This is a genomic window from Serratia sp. A07 (assembly GCF_058725505.1).
Map to the genome: position 1 here is coordinate 19,811 of NZ_JBZXDO010000036.1, position 15,517 is coordinate 35,327.

The 15,517-nt window shown below is 54.0% G+C and carries 14 protein-coding genes, 2 tRNA genes and 1 pseudogene; 7 read left to right on the plus strand and 10 right to left on the minus strand.

The genetic code is table 11. The features are described 5' to 3' along the window. The first annotated feature begins 223 nt into the window (after positions 1-223). Together AC4PR2_RS23550 and AC4PR2_RS23555 are read left to right on the plus strand one after the other, a co-directional pair. The gene (locus AC4PR2_RS23550; RefSeq protein ID WP_060424873.1) at positions 224-448 is read left to right on the plus strand and encodes a DUF4224 domain-containing protein; all 225 of its coding nucleotides are present in this window, start codon (positions 224-226) and stop codon (positions 446-448) included. Continuing rightward, positions 449-1,465 carry a tyrosine-type recombinase/integrase gene (locus AC4PR2_RS23555; RefSeq protein WP_436331139.1) on the plus strand — a complete coding sequence of 339 codons (1,017 nt, stop codon included), beginning with the start codon at positions 449-451 and terminating at the stop codon, positions 1,463-1,465. 143 nt (positions 1,466-1,608) lie between these two features. Here AC4PR2_RS23555 and AC4PR2_RS23560 read toward each other — a convergent pair. The 8 genes from AC4PR2_RS23560 to AC4PR2_RS23595 form a co-directional block, all read right to left on the minus strand. Beyond that, a tRNA-Leu gene (locus AC4PR2_RS23560) sits at positions 1,609-1,694 on the minus strand. A gap of 10 nt (positions 1,695-1,704) precedes the next feature. Continuing rightward, positions 1,705-1,778, minus strand: a tRNA-Cys gene (locus AC4PR2_RS23565). A 361-nt stretch (positions 1,779-2,139) separates the two neighbouring features. Then, entirely contained in the window at positions 2,140-2,592 is a 453-nt protein-coding gene (locus AC4PR2_RS23570) for a hypothetical protein (RefSeq protein ID WP_197801595.1), read from the minus strand. Between the two features lie 103 nt (positions 2,593-2,695). Continuing rightward, positions 2,696-3,001: a TfoX/Sxy family protein gene (locus AC4PR2_RS23575; RefSeq protein ID WP_432426742.1), complete on the minus strand. Its 306-nt coding sequence runs from the start codon at positions 2,999-3,001 to the stop codon at positions 2,696-2,698. A gap of 66 nt (positions 3,002-3,067) precedes the next feature. After that, the gene (locus tag AC4PR2_RS23580; RefSeq protein ID WP_197801599.1) at positions 3,068-3,346 is read right to left on the minus strand and encodes a hypothetical protein; all 279 of its coding nucleotides are present in this window, start codon (positions 3,344-3,346) and stop codon (positions 3,068-3,070) included. A gap of 827 nt (positions 3,347-4,173) precedes the next feature. After that, complete coding sequence (locus AC4PR2_RS23585; RefSeq protein ID WP_197801601.1) at positions 4,174-4,578, minus strand: arginine:ornithine antiporter; 405 nt, start codon at positions 4,576-4,578, stop codon at positions 4,174-4,176. A gap of 336 nt (positions 4,579-4,914) precedes the next feature. Then, positions 4,915-5,814, minus strand: a complete 900-nt coding sequence (locus tag AC4PR2_RS23590; RefSeq protein ID WP_337046499.1) for a hypothetical protein — start codon at positions 5,812-5,814, stop codon at positions 4,915-4,917. Positions 5,815-6,638: 824 nt separating this feature from the next. After that, positions 6,639-6,977, minus strand: a complete 339-nt coding sequence (locus tag AC4PR2_RS23595) for a hypothetical protein (protein WP_197801603.1) — start codon at positions 6,975-6,977, stop codon at positions 6,639-6,641. Positions 6,978-7,420: 443 nt separating this feature from the next. On the opposite strand from AC4PR2_RS23595, the gene AC4PR2_RS23600 reads away from it, so the two are divergent. Beyond that, positions 7,421-8,479 (plus strand): hypothetical protein, encoded by a 1,059-nt coding sequence (locus AC4PR2_RS23600; RefSeq protein ID WP_492175558.1) that lies wholly within the window; start codon positions 7,421-7,423, stop codon positions 8,477-8,479. Between the two features lie 14 nt (positions 8,480-8,493). Here AC4PR2_RS23600 and AC4PR2_RS23605 read toward each other — a convergent pair whose 3' ends face one another. Both AC4PR2_RS23605 and AC4PR2_RS23610 read right to left on the minus strand, forming a co-directional pair. Beyond that, positions 8,494-9,753 carry a type II toxin-antitoxin system HipA family toxin gene (locus AC4PR2_RS23605; RefSeq protein WP_197801605.1) on the minus strand — a complete coding sequence of 420 codons (1,260 nt, stop codon included), beginning with the start codon at positions 9,751-9,753 and terminating at the stop codon, positions 8,494-8,496. Then, positions 9,746-10,063 (minus strand): helix-turn-helix domain-containing protein, encoded by a 318-nt coding sequence (locus tag AC4PR2_RS23610; protein ID WP_197801606.1) that lies wholly within the window; start codon positions 10,061-10,063, stop codon positions 9,746-9,748. Before AC4PR2_RS23610 ends, AC4PR2_RS23605 begins: the two co-directional genes overlap by 8 nt. Positions 10,064-10,443: 380 nt before the next feature. On the opposite strand from AC4PR2_RS23610, the gene AC4PR2_RS23615 reads away from it, so the two are divergent. From AC4PR2_RS23615 to AC4PR2_RS23630, 4 genes and pseudogenes are all read left to right on the plus strand, one after another. Continuing rightward, positions 10,444-10,839, plus strand: a complete 396-nt coding sequence (locus AC4PR2_RS23615) for a TraC family protein (RefSeq protein ID WP_197801607.1) — start codon at positions 10,444-10,446, stop codon at positions 10,837-10,839. A 1,561-nt stretch (positions 10,840-12,400) separates the two neighbouring features. Continuing rightward, positions 12,401-12,730, plus strand: a pseudogene (locus AC4PR2_RS23620) (NAD(P)/FAD-dependent oxidoreductase); the annotation flags it as partial. Positions 12,731-12,840: 110 nt separating this feature from the next. After that, entirely contained in the window at positions 12,841-13,530 is a 690-nt protein-coding gene (locus tag AC4PR2_RS23625) for a 4-hydroxythreonine-4-phosphate dehydrogenase PdxA (protein WP_337046496.1), read from the plus strand. A gap of 1,092 nt (positions 13,531-14,622) precedes the next feature. After that, positions 14,623-15,417, plus strand: a complete 795-nt coding sequence (locus AC4PR2_RS23630) for a hypothetical protein (protein WP_492175559.1) — start codon at positions 14,623-14,625, stop codon at positions 15,415-15,417. Positions 15,418-15,517: the final 100 nt, after the last annotated feature.

The window sequence follows — 15,517 nt, forward strand, 5'->3', positions numbered from 1 at the left end:
GAAATAGGCCGTCGCCATCGCTAGCATTGTGGGACACCTCACAACAAGGCAACCACAATGCAGCGATGGCAACCAGGCGCACGCCTACTTTCTGACTTCGATCTCAAAATCGGCCGACTGTCGGCCAGCGTAAGGAAAACGCAGCTCAGTGACCAAGATATTATCCTGGCGTGTCGTGTGACCGACGACGCAATCGCCCGGATGATTGAACCGAGGAAAGACCATGCGAAACGATCACGACATAATCACGAAAGAAGAGATGATTGAGTTGACCGGTCACCATTATAAGTCTAAACAGTGTGACGCTCTCCGCCGGGCCGGAATATTTTTTATTGAACGCCCTGACGGTCACCCAAAAACAACATGGGGGCATTTCCTTAACCCCGTAAAATACCGTAACGAACCGCCGAAACCTGTGGCGGAAGAACCAGATTTCGAGGCGATGTAAATGGCCGGCAAGCGCAAAAACCCCGCGGATAACTGGATGCCGTCTAGAGTATCGCGCGGCCGGTCCGCCTATGAGTTCAAGCACTCGGACGGCAGAACTATAAGGCTCTGCCCTCTTGATGCGACGCAGTCCGCCGTCTGGGTGGCATACGAAAAATTTACCAGTCAAAAAGAGGATAAGGTAACGTTCAAAACTTTGGCTGATAGGTTCCTAAGCTCTGCTGAATTTACCGATTTAGCCTTCGACTCCCAGAAGGATTATCAGAAATATGCAAATAAGGTAATGCCTGTATTTGGGAAGATGGATCCGAACAATATAAAGCCGGAGCACATAAGAAAATACATGGATAAGCGAGGACTTAAAAGTAAAACCCAGGCTAACCGAGAAAAAACCTTCATGTCGCGGGTATTCGGTTGGAGCTACGAGCGCGGATATGTGAAGGGAAATCCCTGTAAAGGGGTGAGGCAATTTAAGGAGAAGTCTCGCGAACGCTATATCACCGACGCTGAGTACGATGCAGTCTATGCGGTCGCCCCTGATACTGTGAAGGTTGCAATGGAGATCGCCTATCTGTGCTGCGCCCGGCAGGCTGACGTACTTGCGTTAAGTCGTTCGCAGATCCTAGAGCCTGGAATCTTTATCCGCCAGGGCAAGACCGGCGCCAAGCAGATCAAAGCCTGGTCAGACCGACTACGTGCCGCGGTAACGTTGGCCGACACGTTGCCGATCAAAGACGGAATTTCCAGCGTGTACGTGATCCACCAGCGTAACGGCAACCGCTACACGCGCGATGGATTTAATACCCAGTGGCGCAATGCAAAGCTGGCGGCAATTGCCGCAAATCCCGATATGGATTTCGACTTCACGTACCACGACCTGAAAGCGAAAGGTATTTCTGATCTGGACGGTTCACTGACGGATAAGCAGGCGATATCAGGCCACAAAAACGCGAGCCAGACGGCAATTTACGATCGAAAAGTGAAGATCGTGCCAGTGGTGGGCAATCAGAAAGGATGAATAAGTATGCTGCTTTCGGGGTTTATCTTCTGAAAGCATCTTCTGAAGATGTTCTGAAAGGTGATTTAAAGCACAAAAAAACCGCCTCTCGGCGGTTACGACATTACTGCTTATTGCTTTGATTATTCGGTATTTTCGTTCCCTGGTACCCGGGGCGGGACTTGAACCCGCACAGCCATAAGCCGAGGGATTTTAAATCCCTTGTGTCTACCGATTTCACCACCCGGGCTCGGGAAATTTGGAGGCGCGTTCCGGAGTCGAACCGGACTGGACGGATTTGCAATCCGCTACATAACCGCTTTGTTAACGCGCCTTTATTCTGTTTGCCTTTTCAGGCCAAAGCCGGTGATTCACCCACTTCGTTTTGTTCTTTTGGTTGGCGATGTTGAAATCGCTTATTCTAATCATCTGATTCTTAAGTAATTTATTTCGTTACCGCCGAATCGATGGACTGCATTATGGACTAAACCCCCCACCTTGGCAACCCCCCGAAATAGCAAAAAGTTCTCTAACGCTTTCAACTGCTTATTTTATGGGCGCACTGTTCACAATGCCGACGCAAAGGCAAGCGGAATGTTGATTTTATATGCATCGGCTCAGGAATTCACGGGCAAATCGGTTCTTTTTTCTCGGCAGGAACCGCTTACCCGCGCCCTCTCCGGCTTTTCATTTGCTTATGGTGATGGGGTACCGTGCATAACATCCTCATGGGGGGCATCGCGCAACCTCCGGCGCCACCATAAAAACCCAGCGATAGTGCCCGGCAAAACCGCGATCGTACCAAAAATACGCTGATCGGCATTCAGCAAACCAGGAGCAACGGCGGATAGCACCGCGCATAACAGCAGAAACCACCGCAATCGGCGAATGCCGGGATGAGCGATTCCGACGATAGCCCCCACCAAACATGCCGGCAGAAAACCGAGCGCATAGGAAAAAGCCCCAATGAACACCAGCATTCCCAGCACATCGCCGACGTTAAAGTACCCGGGATCCACATAGCCACTGATACCAAACGTCATCAGCAGCAGCATCAGCATGCCCCCCAACGGCGGGGCGACCAGCCCGAAGAACAATATGCATCCTGCCACTCTCCTGACCTGATGCCGTATAGCGCCAGACTTCATACTCCCTCCCGTTCCCGCTTCCTTAATGATACCGGCAGTAGATATTTAACCTATGGATTGCAATAAAGAGGCCCCCACCCGGCGGGCGCCCCAATCCATAGGCTTACGTGGGTTTCTTCGAGATCTTTTTCTTCGCCGCAGGCAGCTGAGCATAAGTCAGCGCGATTAATTGGGAAAGCCAGGCGCTATCGCCCCACTTCTCTTCCGGAATCACAAAACAAGGCTTTGCGCCCGGATAAGGCGGCGCTTCTGAATATTCGTTCAGAAACGCTTTGCCGCCCGGCGTCGGTTTAACAAACAACCGATCATCGCAGACCAGCGCCACCATTTTCTCAGCGCAATAAATACCATACTCACCGAACATCTTCTTCGCCGAAAGCTTACCCGACGCAGAGATATTGCCGATGATAAACTCTACCGCAAACGCTCTTTAATCATGCCGAAAGACCACTTCACTTTGCCGATAATCCAGCGATTAGCCGCGGCCAAAGCGCGGCGTGGCTGGCCTGGACATGTTGATATGCCCGATCGCCCAGCCATCAACCTCTGCCGGCTGCAGCAAGTGGGCGGCATGTCGCGCGTTAGGCAACAGCCGCAGCCAGTCGGCGATACTGCGCGGCGTTACCAGCACATCATCGGCACCGCCTCTCCGCCACCGACCGCTTTCCCCCAGAATACGCTCAGGCGCGACAATCGCCGTAGTGACAGCACTGCTTTGGATCGCCGCCTCAGTTCTTACCTGGCTGCTATCCACCCGGCCATGGCCCCTCTCGAGGAAAATCAGACATCGCGCGTTTCGACGAGCGGATACCGGCGACCTGCACCCATGCGCATGCCCGCGGCGCAGCTGGTCCGGAATATTCCTGTCTTTCACGCCGTCGACCGGCCCGCCGGCACGGCCCAGGCGATGAGTGTGCTGGATGGGCCGCCACTCTGGCCTCGGCCGTAGATCCGAAGCGTGTCGCCTTTCAATGAGAACGCCATGGCTTCAATATCAAGTTTCTTGGGAAGGTGCAAGTTGGAAAGATGAAAAAACAAAGGATAAGGTTTCTTAAAATAAATTCACACTTGAGGTTCGATATTCTTTCTGGTAGAGATGAAACTTGGTAGAGAGACGTTACCCTTGAATCATTCCGGATGAATTTTTTATTAAAAACTTCCATTCTACACCAATTGATTATCTATCAAGAACAGACTGCAGCATAATAAATCCGCGACGAACTTACACTCATTGAAATTCGTTACTTTTTTTAGACTATCATATAGGGAAATTATGAATATTATTCGCTTTATCATTTTAACTATTTTGGTTTTGATAGTAATGGCGGTGCTAGCGATGTATGGCCTGGTCGACTGGTACGTGGGTAATTATCGGACGAAGTAATGGGCGGGCATGAGCCTTGAATTGGCCTCTATCTTTCCATGCCCCGTTATGGCGCCTATCCCATTACTTGGGCTGGCATGATTGAACAATCTGCAGCAAGATATTGATCAACCTCATCGGACAGCTTGGTCTTTTCTCGTAATAATTCTTTTTCCGCCGCCCCTTTCTCGGGGAGTAAACTATTTTCTTTTCCTCGATTAAGGTCGGATGCGATATAAAGTGATGAACTTCAGCAGTTCAGAGACCAACAGCAGGCCAAGATTGAGCCACGGGTTCAAAGTGCCGCCCAGATGCAGCAACCACGGGAGGAACGATAGCGACGGCACCGCCAAAAGCAGGCGCAACGGCAGCTGGGCATAGGCCAGCGGCTTGGCATAGCGGCTGCTGCATAAAAACAGATAGGCCGAGCCGGCTATAGATACGGTAAGCAGCAGGGAAAGGCCGAGAACGATGGCGGCGTAACCGCCTGGCTCGTGGAGTTGTCCGAAAGCCTGAATATCGTGATACAGCGGAATGTTGCCTGCAGCAATCTGGAGCCAGAGGAATCGGATCACGTAAAACAGATCCAGCACTCCCCAGAACAAATACACCGGACGCCTCATGGCCCTGCCCACCACTTCGGCTCGGAATAACCACCAACGGGCCTCAGGATCAGTCCTGTTCCGCAGGAACAGTCTGATGGATAAGCCTTAGTGTAGATGCTGTCTAAGTGCTGGTGAGTTCCGTTCACGGTACTATTCCTTTAATTTTTATGTTCTGCCTGAGCGTCCGGGCTGCCTGCCCATAACCAGACTCTCCGCCGATAGTTAAACAATGGAGCCACTCCGTCAGAATGGCTTGGCCTGTAGATCGGTATAAGCAGCCCCGATCGGAGAGCGACCTAAAATCCGCTCAGCGCTCCTGCTGACGTGCAGGAGTAATTAGCGATATCGCTCGCCTTACCTCACCAGCTCTGGGTTCTGCCCAATAGCACATTCGCGCAGCCGCGTAGCATTTGCCTTGTCCCCCGCGTTTTCCAGCAGATTCGCCAGATCCATCTGCGCCACCGGATCTCCTTCCCATGCCGCATGCCGGCGCAGGCTTTCAATCAGCGCGGTGCCGCTGCCGGATCCGCCATCGTATCCGGACATCGCCGTCAGCCATGTACTGAGCTTGTTGTAGCCAGCAGGAATATTCTGCTTAAGCAGCCACGCCACGATCACACGGGCGGACTCGAAATCCTCGTCCGCTATCATCGCGTCGAACAACCCGGCTGCAGCGCGCCAGTTACCACTCTGGGCAGCCTGCACATATGCCACGACCGCATCACGCTTACCGGCCATCATGTCATGACGCGGCAAGGTTTCCTGCGAGGGCATGGCAGCCAAAGCCCCTTTGAGCCGGTGGCAAAGAAACGTACCCGACCCAGCCCCCGAGGCTAGCCAACGCCGATGCTCTGTCAGCGCGGTTTCGAGAATACGTGACACCCGGTCGAGGCCGACTTGCTCACTCGCCCAAGCCACGCGCGCTTCTCGGTTCTGCTGGCGTGCGGCAACCTGTCGCTCGAACTCTAAATCCTCTTCTCGCTGCCGCGCAGAATCCTCTCGTGGCCCGATTCTCACGCAATCTTCGAACTCCTCTGCCCGCAAATTCCAACACCGTGCCGGCACATTCACCGGGATTCGATCCCAGAGCGTCTCCAGCACGTAATCCTCGCGGCCTTTACGCGGAACCACCGCAACCCGAGCATCTTGATCGCTTACGCCCTTGCGGATCACCTCTCCATCGGGCAACTGCCACTGGTAGGGCACATCGACCAGACGACCATTCAATTGCAGGTAATGCTTTTCAGCAGCCATAGAGGTTCCCGCCAGCAACAGCGACAAGCATCCCCAGGCTTGCAGGCACACACGACTCCGCCAACTTCCACAATTCCAATGCATTAAATTATCCTCCCTGAAAAATAGCATCGGTATGACGGCAACCTCTTTACATTATATTCGTAAAACTCCAAGTACTGTGGAATAGCACGAAAAACTCAATTCATACCGATTTCAAAAACCATTCAAATTTTTTATATAATTTGCGTGCCAAATACGATTTTATCCAATTTACAGGCTTAACCTTAATAAAGTCTCAACTCTGCTTGTCGGCCAGCAATTTACTGATAGCAGTGAGCCTGTTCTTCGACAAAGGCCTTCAACCAGTTGGCCATATGGAAAACATCGATAATCTCCCTCTCTTCTATACGCCTGAGCAACATGGTTACCACACCAAACCAGAGGATATATCTGGTATCGCAGCACGGCATCGGTATCGTCCGCCGTTAACCTCCCCGTATCTACAATATCCTGCAGCAGGCCCAAGTCCGCAGAGCTAGAAACCCGTTTATCTTGCAGATTCAGACTTGAAATCAACGCCACCAACATTTTGCGTAAATACTGCATGCGTTCAAGCATTTCAACGGGCAATGCCGAAACACAGTCTCGATTTCAGGCATGCTTGACTTAAACTCTGAGTTCACAAAATTATTCCCCATCAAAAAAGCTTCACCGTAGCATGACCATTCAAATTAACCGATAAAGCTCATTTAAAACAGCCGTATGTCCACAGGTGCTATAGATTAGAAGATTGGCAATGTTCGCTCTCACAACAGAACATCACCAACCATATTGAACGTAACCTAAGGGACGAGCCCAAGAGCATCAAAAATCGCTTGCACAGCCACGGTCGGGTTTACCGCGACCAACTCCAATGGGGTCTTGCCCGAAATCCCATCAACTGGCTCGCTCAAGGCTTTATAGATTTGCCAGCCATCAAGACGACCAGCGCGCGCCAATACAGCCTGCACAAACGGTTGATGCCGAGGGTCGAGCTGCCAATCTGGAATTCGTTGACCACACTTACCGATCGTAAACGACAATAACCTCCCCGCTTTGATATCACGATTGACTTGATCACACGACTTACCGGCTAGTTTTGCAAAGAAAGGTAGTAACTGGCAGGTTTTGCGAAGCCTCATAGGCCTCCAACCGGGCAGCGCTTTCAGGCTGAAACGAAGAAAGCTCAGCCTCTCGCGGCTCGGGTGGTGTTAACTTTGGCATCACCGCCGGCGGACGAGTGGCAGACAACTCCACCGATGGCTCGTGGGTAATGCGGGGCCGAGTTCCCGCAGCAATGAGGATTGCACACATGATATCGTTTTAACGTGACGGACAGAGACGAATTGGCATCACCTGTGGCGCATTCTGCAAGAGCGCATTTAGCCCTACGCGGCGTTGTTGCATAAATTGAGTGGGTGCACGAATCGACTCTTATGGTTCGGTGCCAAGCAATGCGAATCGATTTCGGTCGTGAGAGGTTCTCATCGTAGCCAAACAAGCCATCAACCTGAACGTGTCCCGTACTGAGATTCTGCGCAAAACCTGCCCGGTGTGGAAAGCCATGGCCAGGCAGTTCGGTGGAATGGCGGATGCCATCACATTCCGTCTGGGCGATCACCGCAAGACAGAAGCGCGACGGGAAAAATCTGCACGCACTTTGCTTTCCGGCGACCCGAAGATCGCCCGCATTTACAGTGAAGAAGAAGTCATCACCATTCTGCCCGGGAAGCGCCATATCTCCCTAGAGCACTTCTTACGCCGCTGCCGCTCGGGCCAGAACAGGCTGGCCGGCTCCTTCACCGTGGTGGAGGATGGCTTCGACGTTCCCAAAGGTGAGGTCCTCGCACGCCAAGGTGTTGCCGTAATCGTGCATCCCAAGACCCTTGAGCGCTTCGGCTGCTACAACGCCCACGAACTGCGTGAAGGCATCGACCGCATCCACGGCAATCTGCGTGAGGACGTGGAAACGAACCATACGAGGTTTTGGGGGATCGGCAGGTTCTATCTACCCGAGTTGATCCCGTTTTCGACGCTGAGCGCTGCTTACGTCGAACACTCGTCCTTGGTCAGCGAGCGTGAAGCACTGGACAAAGAACCCCGGCGCGCCTGGACTGCCCTGCGCAATGTGCTGCAGCACTATTCGGCCATCAATACCGGCGGCATTCGCCACCGCGGGCCACGCGTTCGGGGTGGAAAGACGCTGCAGATCCTGCTGGGAGAATCGGCTACCGCAGAAGCATGGACCGACGGCAGCAGTTACATTGCGATCAATACCAGAGTGGTGCAGCAGCTCAAGTCACGCCCGCTCAAAACCGTCATGTACATCTTCTCCCTCGTAGAACACGAGGTCGCTCACGAGGGCGACAGCCTGGACTGCGATCATGACGAAGCGTTCTACCAGCGTTTCCACGACATTGCCCTCAAGCATGCTGAGGATCGGCAGTGGTACATGCACCTGTGGCTTATGCGGTACACCACGAGTATGGAGAATGAGGGAAAGCGGGCCAGCGGTGAGGCGTGGCGTGAACGTTTCCTCGTCGATCGTGCCGGCATTGGCCGCGGCGAGCGGGGGTTGGAGCCGGCGATCGATGACGCCGGTACACATCCGATTGTTATGGGGCCCGCAAAGCCCATGCCCTAAAGAACTGCCCGGCCTTAGCGCAGCAAAGCGATGTTCGCGTCGATGCGTTGTTGAATGGTGCTCAGGGTTTCGTGGGTGACCATACGCGGGAACATATTCTCAGTCAGAGTCGCAAACTGACTGGCCACGCCGCAAAACCGATCAATGAGGGCACCGGCTGCCGCAGCGCTCACCTCCGCTTCCTTCGCAAGACCCAGCAACGCTGCCCGGTCGATCTCTAGTGCCTCTCCCATGACGTCCATCTGGTGGTAGCCACCAGGTCCCTCGCAAAACGTTACATCGTAGGCCGGCGCCAGCTTCCAGTCTCCGGAAGGCTGCATGACGTAGGCGAAGTTCTTGGGGTGATCGTCTCGATTGTTGAATACGACGTTGAAGACGGCTCGCTCGAACGCCAACCGTTTTTCGCGTACATCATTGGTGCACATGTGCGTCGCACGCAGGAAGTTCATGTAGTCCAACACGCCCGGGCTTCTATAGTCGGCCCCCGTGAACGCGGCAAGACTTTGCATAGGCACGCGCTGACCGTCCTGTCGATCAAACCGTCTGGACGCGAACGCAGCCATCCCATTGGGTAAGGTGAAATGCTGCGTGTCCGGGGTCTGGATACCGCACATGCGCAGGCACTCGGCGTAGACCATTTCGATGGCACAAACCTCGGGGTGTTCCTGGTGTGCCGGAAACTTGATGAGCCAGGCCTCGAAGCCGGCCACTGCGGCGGTGGTAAAGACGCCGGAACGAGGATCACGATAGACCAGGGCTTTAGGGCGGGCCCCTTGCGGAGAACCACCGACCTGCAGCAACTGCTGAAGGAAGGCCTCGCCTTCACCTTGAAGGACCTCTTGCACCTCGGCGGCGAGCTGATCAAGGGGGATCTCGATCTGCGCACCCTGAACCTCAGGAGCCACGGGCTCGAATGACATCGCGCCCATCGCATTGTTGCCAATGTATGCGAGCCGCTCCAGCGGCCCGATGCGCGCCACGTTGAAACCTCGCCGTTTGAAAAGACGGTCCATCAACAACATGCCCCAACCATCAGGTAGCGAGTCATAGACTGGTCCGGGCAGCCCCAGTTGATGCGGCGGGAAGTCTCTGCGTAGCTTGGGTCCATTCAGAGGAAGCGTGTAGGAAGAAAGCTCCAGACCCTTTTTCTTCGCTTCATCGCTGTACTCGAACACAACCAATGGACGCCCCGTAACCGCCGTCGTGGAAACCATAGAGCCCCACAACCAGTGTTCGCCCCAGCCGTCGTAGTAGACGTCTACTCGCTCAATCATTTCTGGTTCCTTTCTTGGTTCGCTTACGCTTAGCGCTTTCTTCGTACCGAAGAATGTCCTCAAGGCTATCCAGCTTTGGTAAGAAGAGCCCTTCGAATTCCTTGCTCCGCCCGAGCACCATTGCCACACGGACCACCGTCTCGAAGCTCACATTGCGTCCCGCCTCCAGATTGGACACGGTATTGGCCCCAACGCCGGCGCGGGCTGCCACATCAACTTGCGTCATCTGCAGTGCCAGCCGCTCCGTACGGAGGCGTTCACAGAGCAGTTTGACGATTTCACTCGGCTTGCTGAAGCTTAAATCCAACATAATGTGCCTTCTCGCATATTGGGCGACATAACTCACAACATTATAGAGTTATGCGCCATGCAGCTCAAGATCATTAATTCTCACTTGTTGGGCCTTACCTTGCCATTCAAGCCATCAATCCACAGTGAATCAGAATTAACTCAAAATTGCCGGTCCTCATCACAAATCGGGGGGCACACCTATCACAGAGGGGAGGCCCCATCCTCTCTCACGCCATCTGGACTATCCGGTTGCCCCACGTATCGGATTGTTGGCAGCCGCGAGCGGGCCTCCCCGCGACACTGGGCAACATCCAATGCCATCGGAATTGCCATCGTGAACCCACGCCTTCCGACTCTCTTGCGGCTCAAAGGACAACCAGCTCTCGCTCGGGGGCTCCAATGACGAGCTGGCGCCAGCGCTTTCGGCGTCCGGCAGAACCGGCTCGTGAGCCAGACCAGGCAGACGCTTGGCACAAGCATGCCGAGACACTGGCGGCTGCAGGCATTCCCGAGCCAGGTGTCTCCCGACGGGGCCAGTACGCCACGCTGCATGACGAGCAGAAGCTCTACGACGTCGCCCCATCCTTTGCGGACATGCTGCCCTGGGCGGAGTACCTGCCACGGTCCCAGAGCCTGTTGTTGGACGATGGCGCGTCGGTCGCCGCATTTTTTGAGCTCACCCCAATAGGAACCGAGGGGCGCGAACGGCATTGGCTTTCCGAGGAAGTGGCACTGACCAACATGCTCGAGAAAGCGCTGTTGCTGCAGCGCACGTTGCTCGCTGGCAAGAAGTAGCCCAATGTGTCGGCCAACAAGTTGGCCATCCAGGCAGTGGACCAAGAGAGCGCAGCCTTGGCGTAGGAGATCAACAACCTCAAAACTGAAATCGAACTGCGCCGTACGCTGGCCGCAAAGATCATTGAGCGCCACGGCGCTCGCGCGGTGTCTATAAGGGCGATACAGTACGCGACCACGTGCAGGAAATTCAAAAGCCAACAAACAGTAGATAACAGACGCCAGCGCCTAGGTTTGATCTTGCCATACCGATCTGCCTCGTAGTCCGGGCTCCAGGGTTATAGCCGCGTCGTCCAGCATCCGGCGCGGGCCTTATGCCGCCAATTCCCTTGCCAAGACTAAACTGGAAGTCGGTGGCGAGTCTGGTTCAGGCCGAGGCCTGGCGAACTTTCTCATAGACCACGGACAAAGGAGCCCCCATGCTCTCGAAGTCAGTCAGTACGGACACAAGTCGTCCCGTGGTCAAGGACGGCGCCAGGTCATGGTACGGTGTCTGCAAGATGTCGCCACCGCCCAGTGCCAGAAGCATCGATGCGTGATAGCTCGCCAAGGGCCCGACGGGGAAATGGCTGTACTGCTGCCCGTCGCGTGAGGGCACCTAGTTTCGGATTTCGGACGTAAATGACCTCACCGCAACAGAAAACTCGTCGTTCATTTAGCTCTCTCTTTTCAATGGCTAGGGTGTCGCTCAGCAGATAGCCCTCGCCGCAATAGGGTGGCGATGCCAGACTAGTGCGGTGTGTGGCGACACACTGATGCGCAACACGCTAAGTATTGGCGGGCACTCAGGGTAATCAGGATAGGTTGTGCCATCCCAACTGGCTGAAGCCGCCAGAAGGACTTAGGCTCTAACGTCTGCGATGTTTGAAGTCTTGGCTGGGCGCGACAAGGCGGCAAGCGTTTTTTTTGCGGCATATACCTACCATCATAGTAATTTCAGATGAAATCAAAGCGATATTGTCTCGAGGCGGCGCCCATTTGTGCCGGGGGCGTGCTGCCGAAAGGGAGAGATATGATGAGTATTCGCAACGCTTATTATTCTAGTCGGCGCAAATTTTTTAACCAAAAAAACTTGTCGGCCAGCATGTTTCGTCAGTAACAATCAAGTGCCCTGGATATTCGGCATGCTCAGACAGACAATGGCTACCGGGGAACCGGCAAATAAGAGCGAGTATAGTGTCAACGGCCTCTCCCCGATGACCTCTATCGATTTGCAGTCAGACAGGCCGAAACCTGGTACTCGAGTAATCGGCCAAATGCACCGGTGCACTCACTAAGTGGCGCGCGCTCATCGGTTTACGAAAGTACATTTCCAAAATCGCCACCCGATAGATGCTATTAGAACAAATGGCAATGAATTTTCTTAATTATTTAATTTTCATGTAACTTATTAAAATGTTGATAAAAGAAAGCCCAAATCAATACCCCTATTCTATTTGATTTATTCTTTGCGGTTACTAGACTGCCAGTGAGGCAGGTTTTCTATCGCCGTCTTATCGGAGCACTTCCGTAATCGTAGTGCTGTTGATGCAGCCGGTTCACCTCGGCTGGGAGAACGTTGATGCGAAAAAGAATTGTCATTGTTGGGGGCGGGACAGGCGGTACCATATTGGCCAATCTACTGGCGGTCAAATTGCATCGGGATATTGTAAATAACAAAGTGGAGTTATTAATGATTTCCGATTCACCAGTTCATTATTATAAACCGGCGTTTATGCATGTGGCATTCGGCTCATTTTTTAAACAGGGATTAACGCACCCCCAGCAGAGCCTGATACGGCCGGAAATAGCATTCATTGTCAACAGGGCGGAATATTTTGACCTGAAACAACGACATATTTCTACCCGAAGTGGCAAACGCTATCCGTACGACATTCTGGTGTTCGCCACCTACCACTGCTCTATCCGTTTCGCGGGCAGGCCGAAGGCGAGTTTCCTCGCAGCGAAGCAAGCGTGATCGGTGGCCGCTATAGCCTTGCTACCCTGAAAGTGGCGATACGCTTGACCAAGGCCGGAGGCACCGATGCGGTGTTGTTCGGGCCTCTGAACAAGACCTCGTTGCACATGGCCGGTATGGCTCACAGCGACGAATTGCACTGGTTCGCCGAGCTGCTGGATTTCCACGGGCGGTTCTGTAAGTTCAACGTGCTCGACAACCTTTGGACGTCGCGCGTGACCTCTCACGTGGCATTGGCCGAGGTGCCGGGAATGCTCAGCCGGGCACGAGTGATTGAGGCCATACGGCTTATCGATAGCGCACTCAAACGCAGCGGCATGGAAAGCCCACGCATCGGCGTGTGTGGCCTGAATCCACACAACGGTGACAACGGCAGCTTCGGGCGCGAAGAGTTGGATATCATTGGCCCCGCGGTGCAAAGCGCCCGGCAACTGGGTATCGATGCCATCGGCCCGTTCCCTGGTGACACCATCTTCCTGAAGGTGCAAGGTGACAGTCGGGCCTTCGATGCCGTGGTGACCATGTATCACGACCAGGGTCAGATAGCGATCAAGCTGATGGGATTCTCCCGTGGCGTCACAGTCCAAGGCGGTCTGCCGATCGTGATTACCACTCCGGCACACGGCACCGCTTTCGACATCGCCGGGCAAGGCAAAGCCAATCCCGGCGCTATTCGCCAGGCGTTCGAGATCGCCTGCCGCATGGCCGGGCGAAAGCCAGGTCGAACCACCTGACGGTTGAGTAAAGACCTCACGTGCACGCAGCCTCGTAGCTGCCATACTCTTTACAGCGGACGTGGCAGCTACGCGTCGGAGAAAAGCTTGGCTATTGCCGGGGGATAGTCAATAAGCTCGTCATCGCTTATCTCTCGTTGATAGTAGGCTTGACCCCAAGAAACAAGAAGGCCCGCGGAACAGTGGCTAGAGGCGGTTGGGAATGGCGGTTCCGATTAGAGAGCACACGTAGGGGCAGCTTATTTGATCATCGGCGTCTGCACCGTCCTCTTCTATAACATGCCGGTGCCGCCGCTGCCTGGTGAAACCGCTAGATATTAAACCGCGACAACGATCCAAATCACAGATTTGGAGATACATCACACCAAGACCGAATAATAAGTTTCATTCGATAGCGTATTTTGTTGTATTTGATGGCGCTGTGATGGCTGTTATTTTTGCCACACCGGGGAAAGCTACACTAATTAGGGAAAAACCGAAGGTAGTCTGGATAGGAACGTTCAGGAGAACGGAGGCTCAAATAACAAGGACGCCCCTTCCTGATGCAGGCTATCTCACCGCCTGCGCTGACAATTCGCGAGCATGGTGCTCGGCCAAAAGACAACAGTCGAAGTCCATCCAATTCGAGAGTCGAAAAGGATCGATATACGGGCCGGTACTTTTTTCGAGGGAGCGACCTCCTGGGGCCATGTGTCGATGGTCAACGGGGCTGAACGCCAGCGTGGCATAGACCGGAGCCCTGAAGCCATGCTGGCGCCTGGGCCGAAACGGCGTGCCACCAAAACTAGGGTGTCCTTCAGTAACATGACCGAAATGCGCGATGAACCATCCGAAATCCCCCCAATGGCTCGGCATGCTTGGCCAATCACGGCGGAGCCCAAACCAACCCAGCGGCTTCGGCGCAAGCTGTTGCCGCCGTCGTAAATGGTTTGGTGGCGTAGTTCGTGATGTTCGCGCCGAAACTCTGTTTGGAAGAAGTACGGTAAATTGCGGCAAAACCGATGGAGAAGCCGCCTGCAATGGGTTTGCTTACGCTATCGGTAGATTCTCTGCCGGGTGGGCAAACAATATGAGCATGCAAAGGAGCATCGATTGAACGCGTTTGATACTTGGATCAATAACCCACTTGTGCTGAGTGCCGTTATTTCCCCACTTGTGGGCGCCATTCTGGGCCTGCTGTTTGCGGGTTTTAACAAGGCGCCTTCACCTGCAGCACCCGCAACGGTCCAGCAGACCGTTATCATCTTTAAGCAAACAATCGTGGTGAATCAGCGCCGAGGAACATCCTCTTCGGAGGATGGATGGGTATACATTGGCGGGGCGTTTATGGTCATGGCGCTGGTTATCTGGGGATACAGCCGCTACGCCAGTGATATCCTGCACTACTGGCTGAGTGGCGTGTTTTCCTGCATGGCCTTTATTCTTACGGCAGGTCTCGTTTCTGTTATCCGGGGGCAATACAACACCCCTGAATGGGGCTGGTACATCTTCACGCCTCTGGTCGCGGTGGGCTCATCCATCTACCTGATCGATCTCGCGCAGGCGGGGATTATTGCCGGCGCACGTGAGGCAGCTTTTCGCTATGGGTTCATTGAGTTCTACCTCCAACGATTGGAGGATGAACATCGGTTCTGGATACTGACCCAACTCTTCGGGGTCGTCATGGGAATTGGTACAACGCTTGTTGCGTCGTTTCGGTCATTACATTACCTCTCCCTGATGAATCAGCGTGCCAGCGGTACATTGTCCTCGGTCTGGTTCTCCCTCGCGCGGTACACCCGGTTTTCCGCTCAGGGTCGCGGTGTCGTGCTGCTGCTCATATTGCTCAGCGTTTCCTACTTCATGGTTTCAGGTCTTGCCTATGAACTCTGGCAGCGACGGGACTAGCTAGCGCTCGGTATCTATAGTGCTTATCTCGCGTCAATTATTTTGGCCGGTCGGCGACAATTAAAATGGCCGGTTCACTACGGCGCCAGTGATGCCGCCT

What these genes read in the sequence shown, in the direction of transcription:
- AC4PR2_RS23550 (WP_060424873.1), top strand. Translation starts at nt 224, where the DNA reads ATGCGAAACGATCACGACATAATCACGAAAGAAGAGATGATTGAGTTG.
- AC4PR2_RS23555 (WP_436331139.1), top strand. Translation starts at nt 449, where the DNA reads ATGGCCGGCAAGCGCAAAAACCCCGCGGATAACTGGATGCCGTCTAGA.
- AC4PR2_RS23570 (WP_197801595.1), bottom strand. Translation starts at nt 2,592, where the DNA reads ATGAAGTCTGGCGCTATACGGCATCAGGTCAGGAGAGTGGCAGGATGC.
- AC4PR2_RS23585 (WP_197801601.1), bottom strand. Translation starts at nt 4,578, where the DNA reads ATGAGGCGTCCGGTGTATTTGTTCTGGGGAGTGCTGGATCTGTTTTAC.
- AC4PR2_RS23590 (WP_337046499.1), bottom strand. Translation starts at nt 5,814, where the DNA reads ATGGCTGCTGAAAAGCATTACCTGCAATTGAATGGTCGTCTGGTCGAT.
- AC4PR2_RS23595 (WP_197801603.1), bottom strand. Translation starts at nt 6,977, where the DNA reads ATGAGGCTTCGCAAAACCTGCCAGTTACTACCTTTCTTTGCAAAACTA.
- AC4PR2_RS23600 (WP_492175558.1), top strand. Translation starts at nt 7,421, where the DNA reads ATGGCGGATGCCATCACATTCCGTCTGGGCGATCACCGCAAGACAGAA.
- AC4PR2_RS23605 (WP_197801605.1), bottom strand. Translation starts at nt 9,753, where the DNA reads ATGATTGAGCGAGTAGACGTCTACTACGACGGCTGGGGCGAACACTGG.
- AC4PR2_RS23610 (WP_197801606.1), bottom strand. Translation starts at nt 10,063, where the DNA reads ATGTTGGATTTAAGCTTCAGCAAGCCGAGTGAAATCGTCAAACTGCTC.
- AC4PR2_RS23615 (WP_197801607.1), top strand. Translation starts at nt 10,444, where the DNA reads ATGACGAGCTGGCGCCAGCGCTTTCGGCGTCCGGCAGAACCGGCTCGT.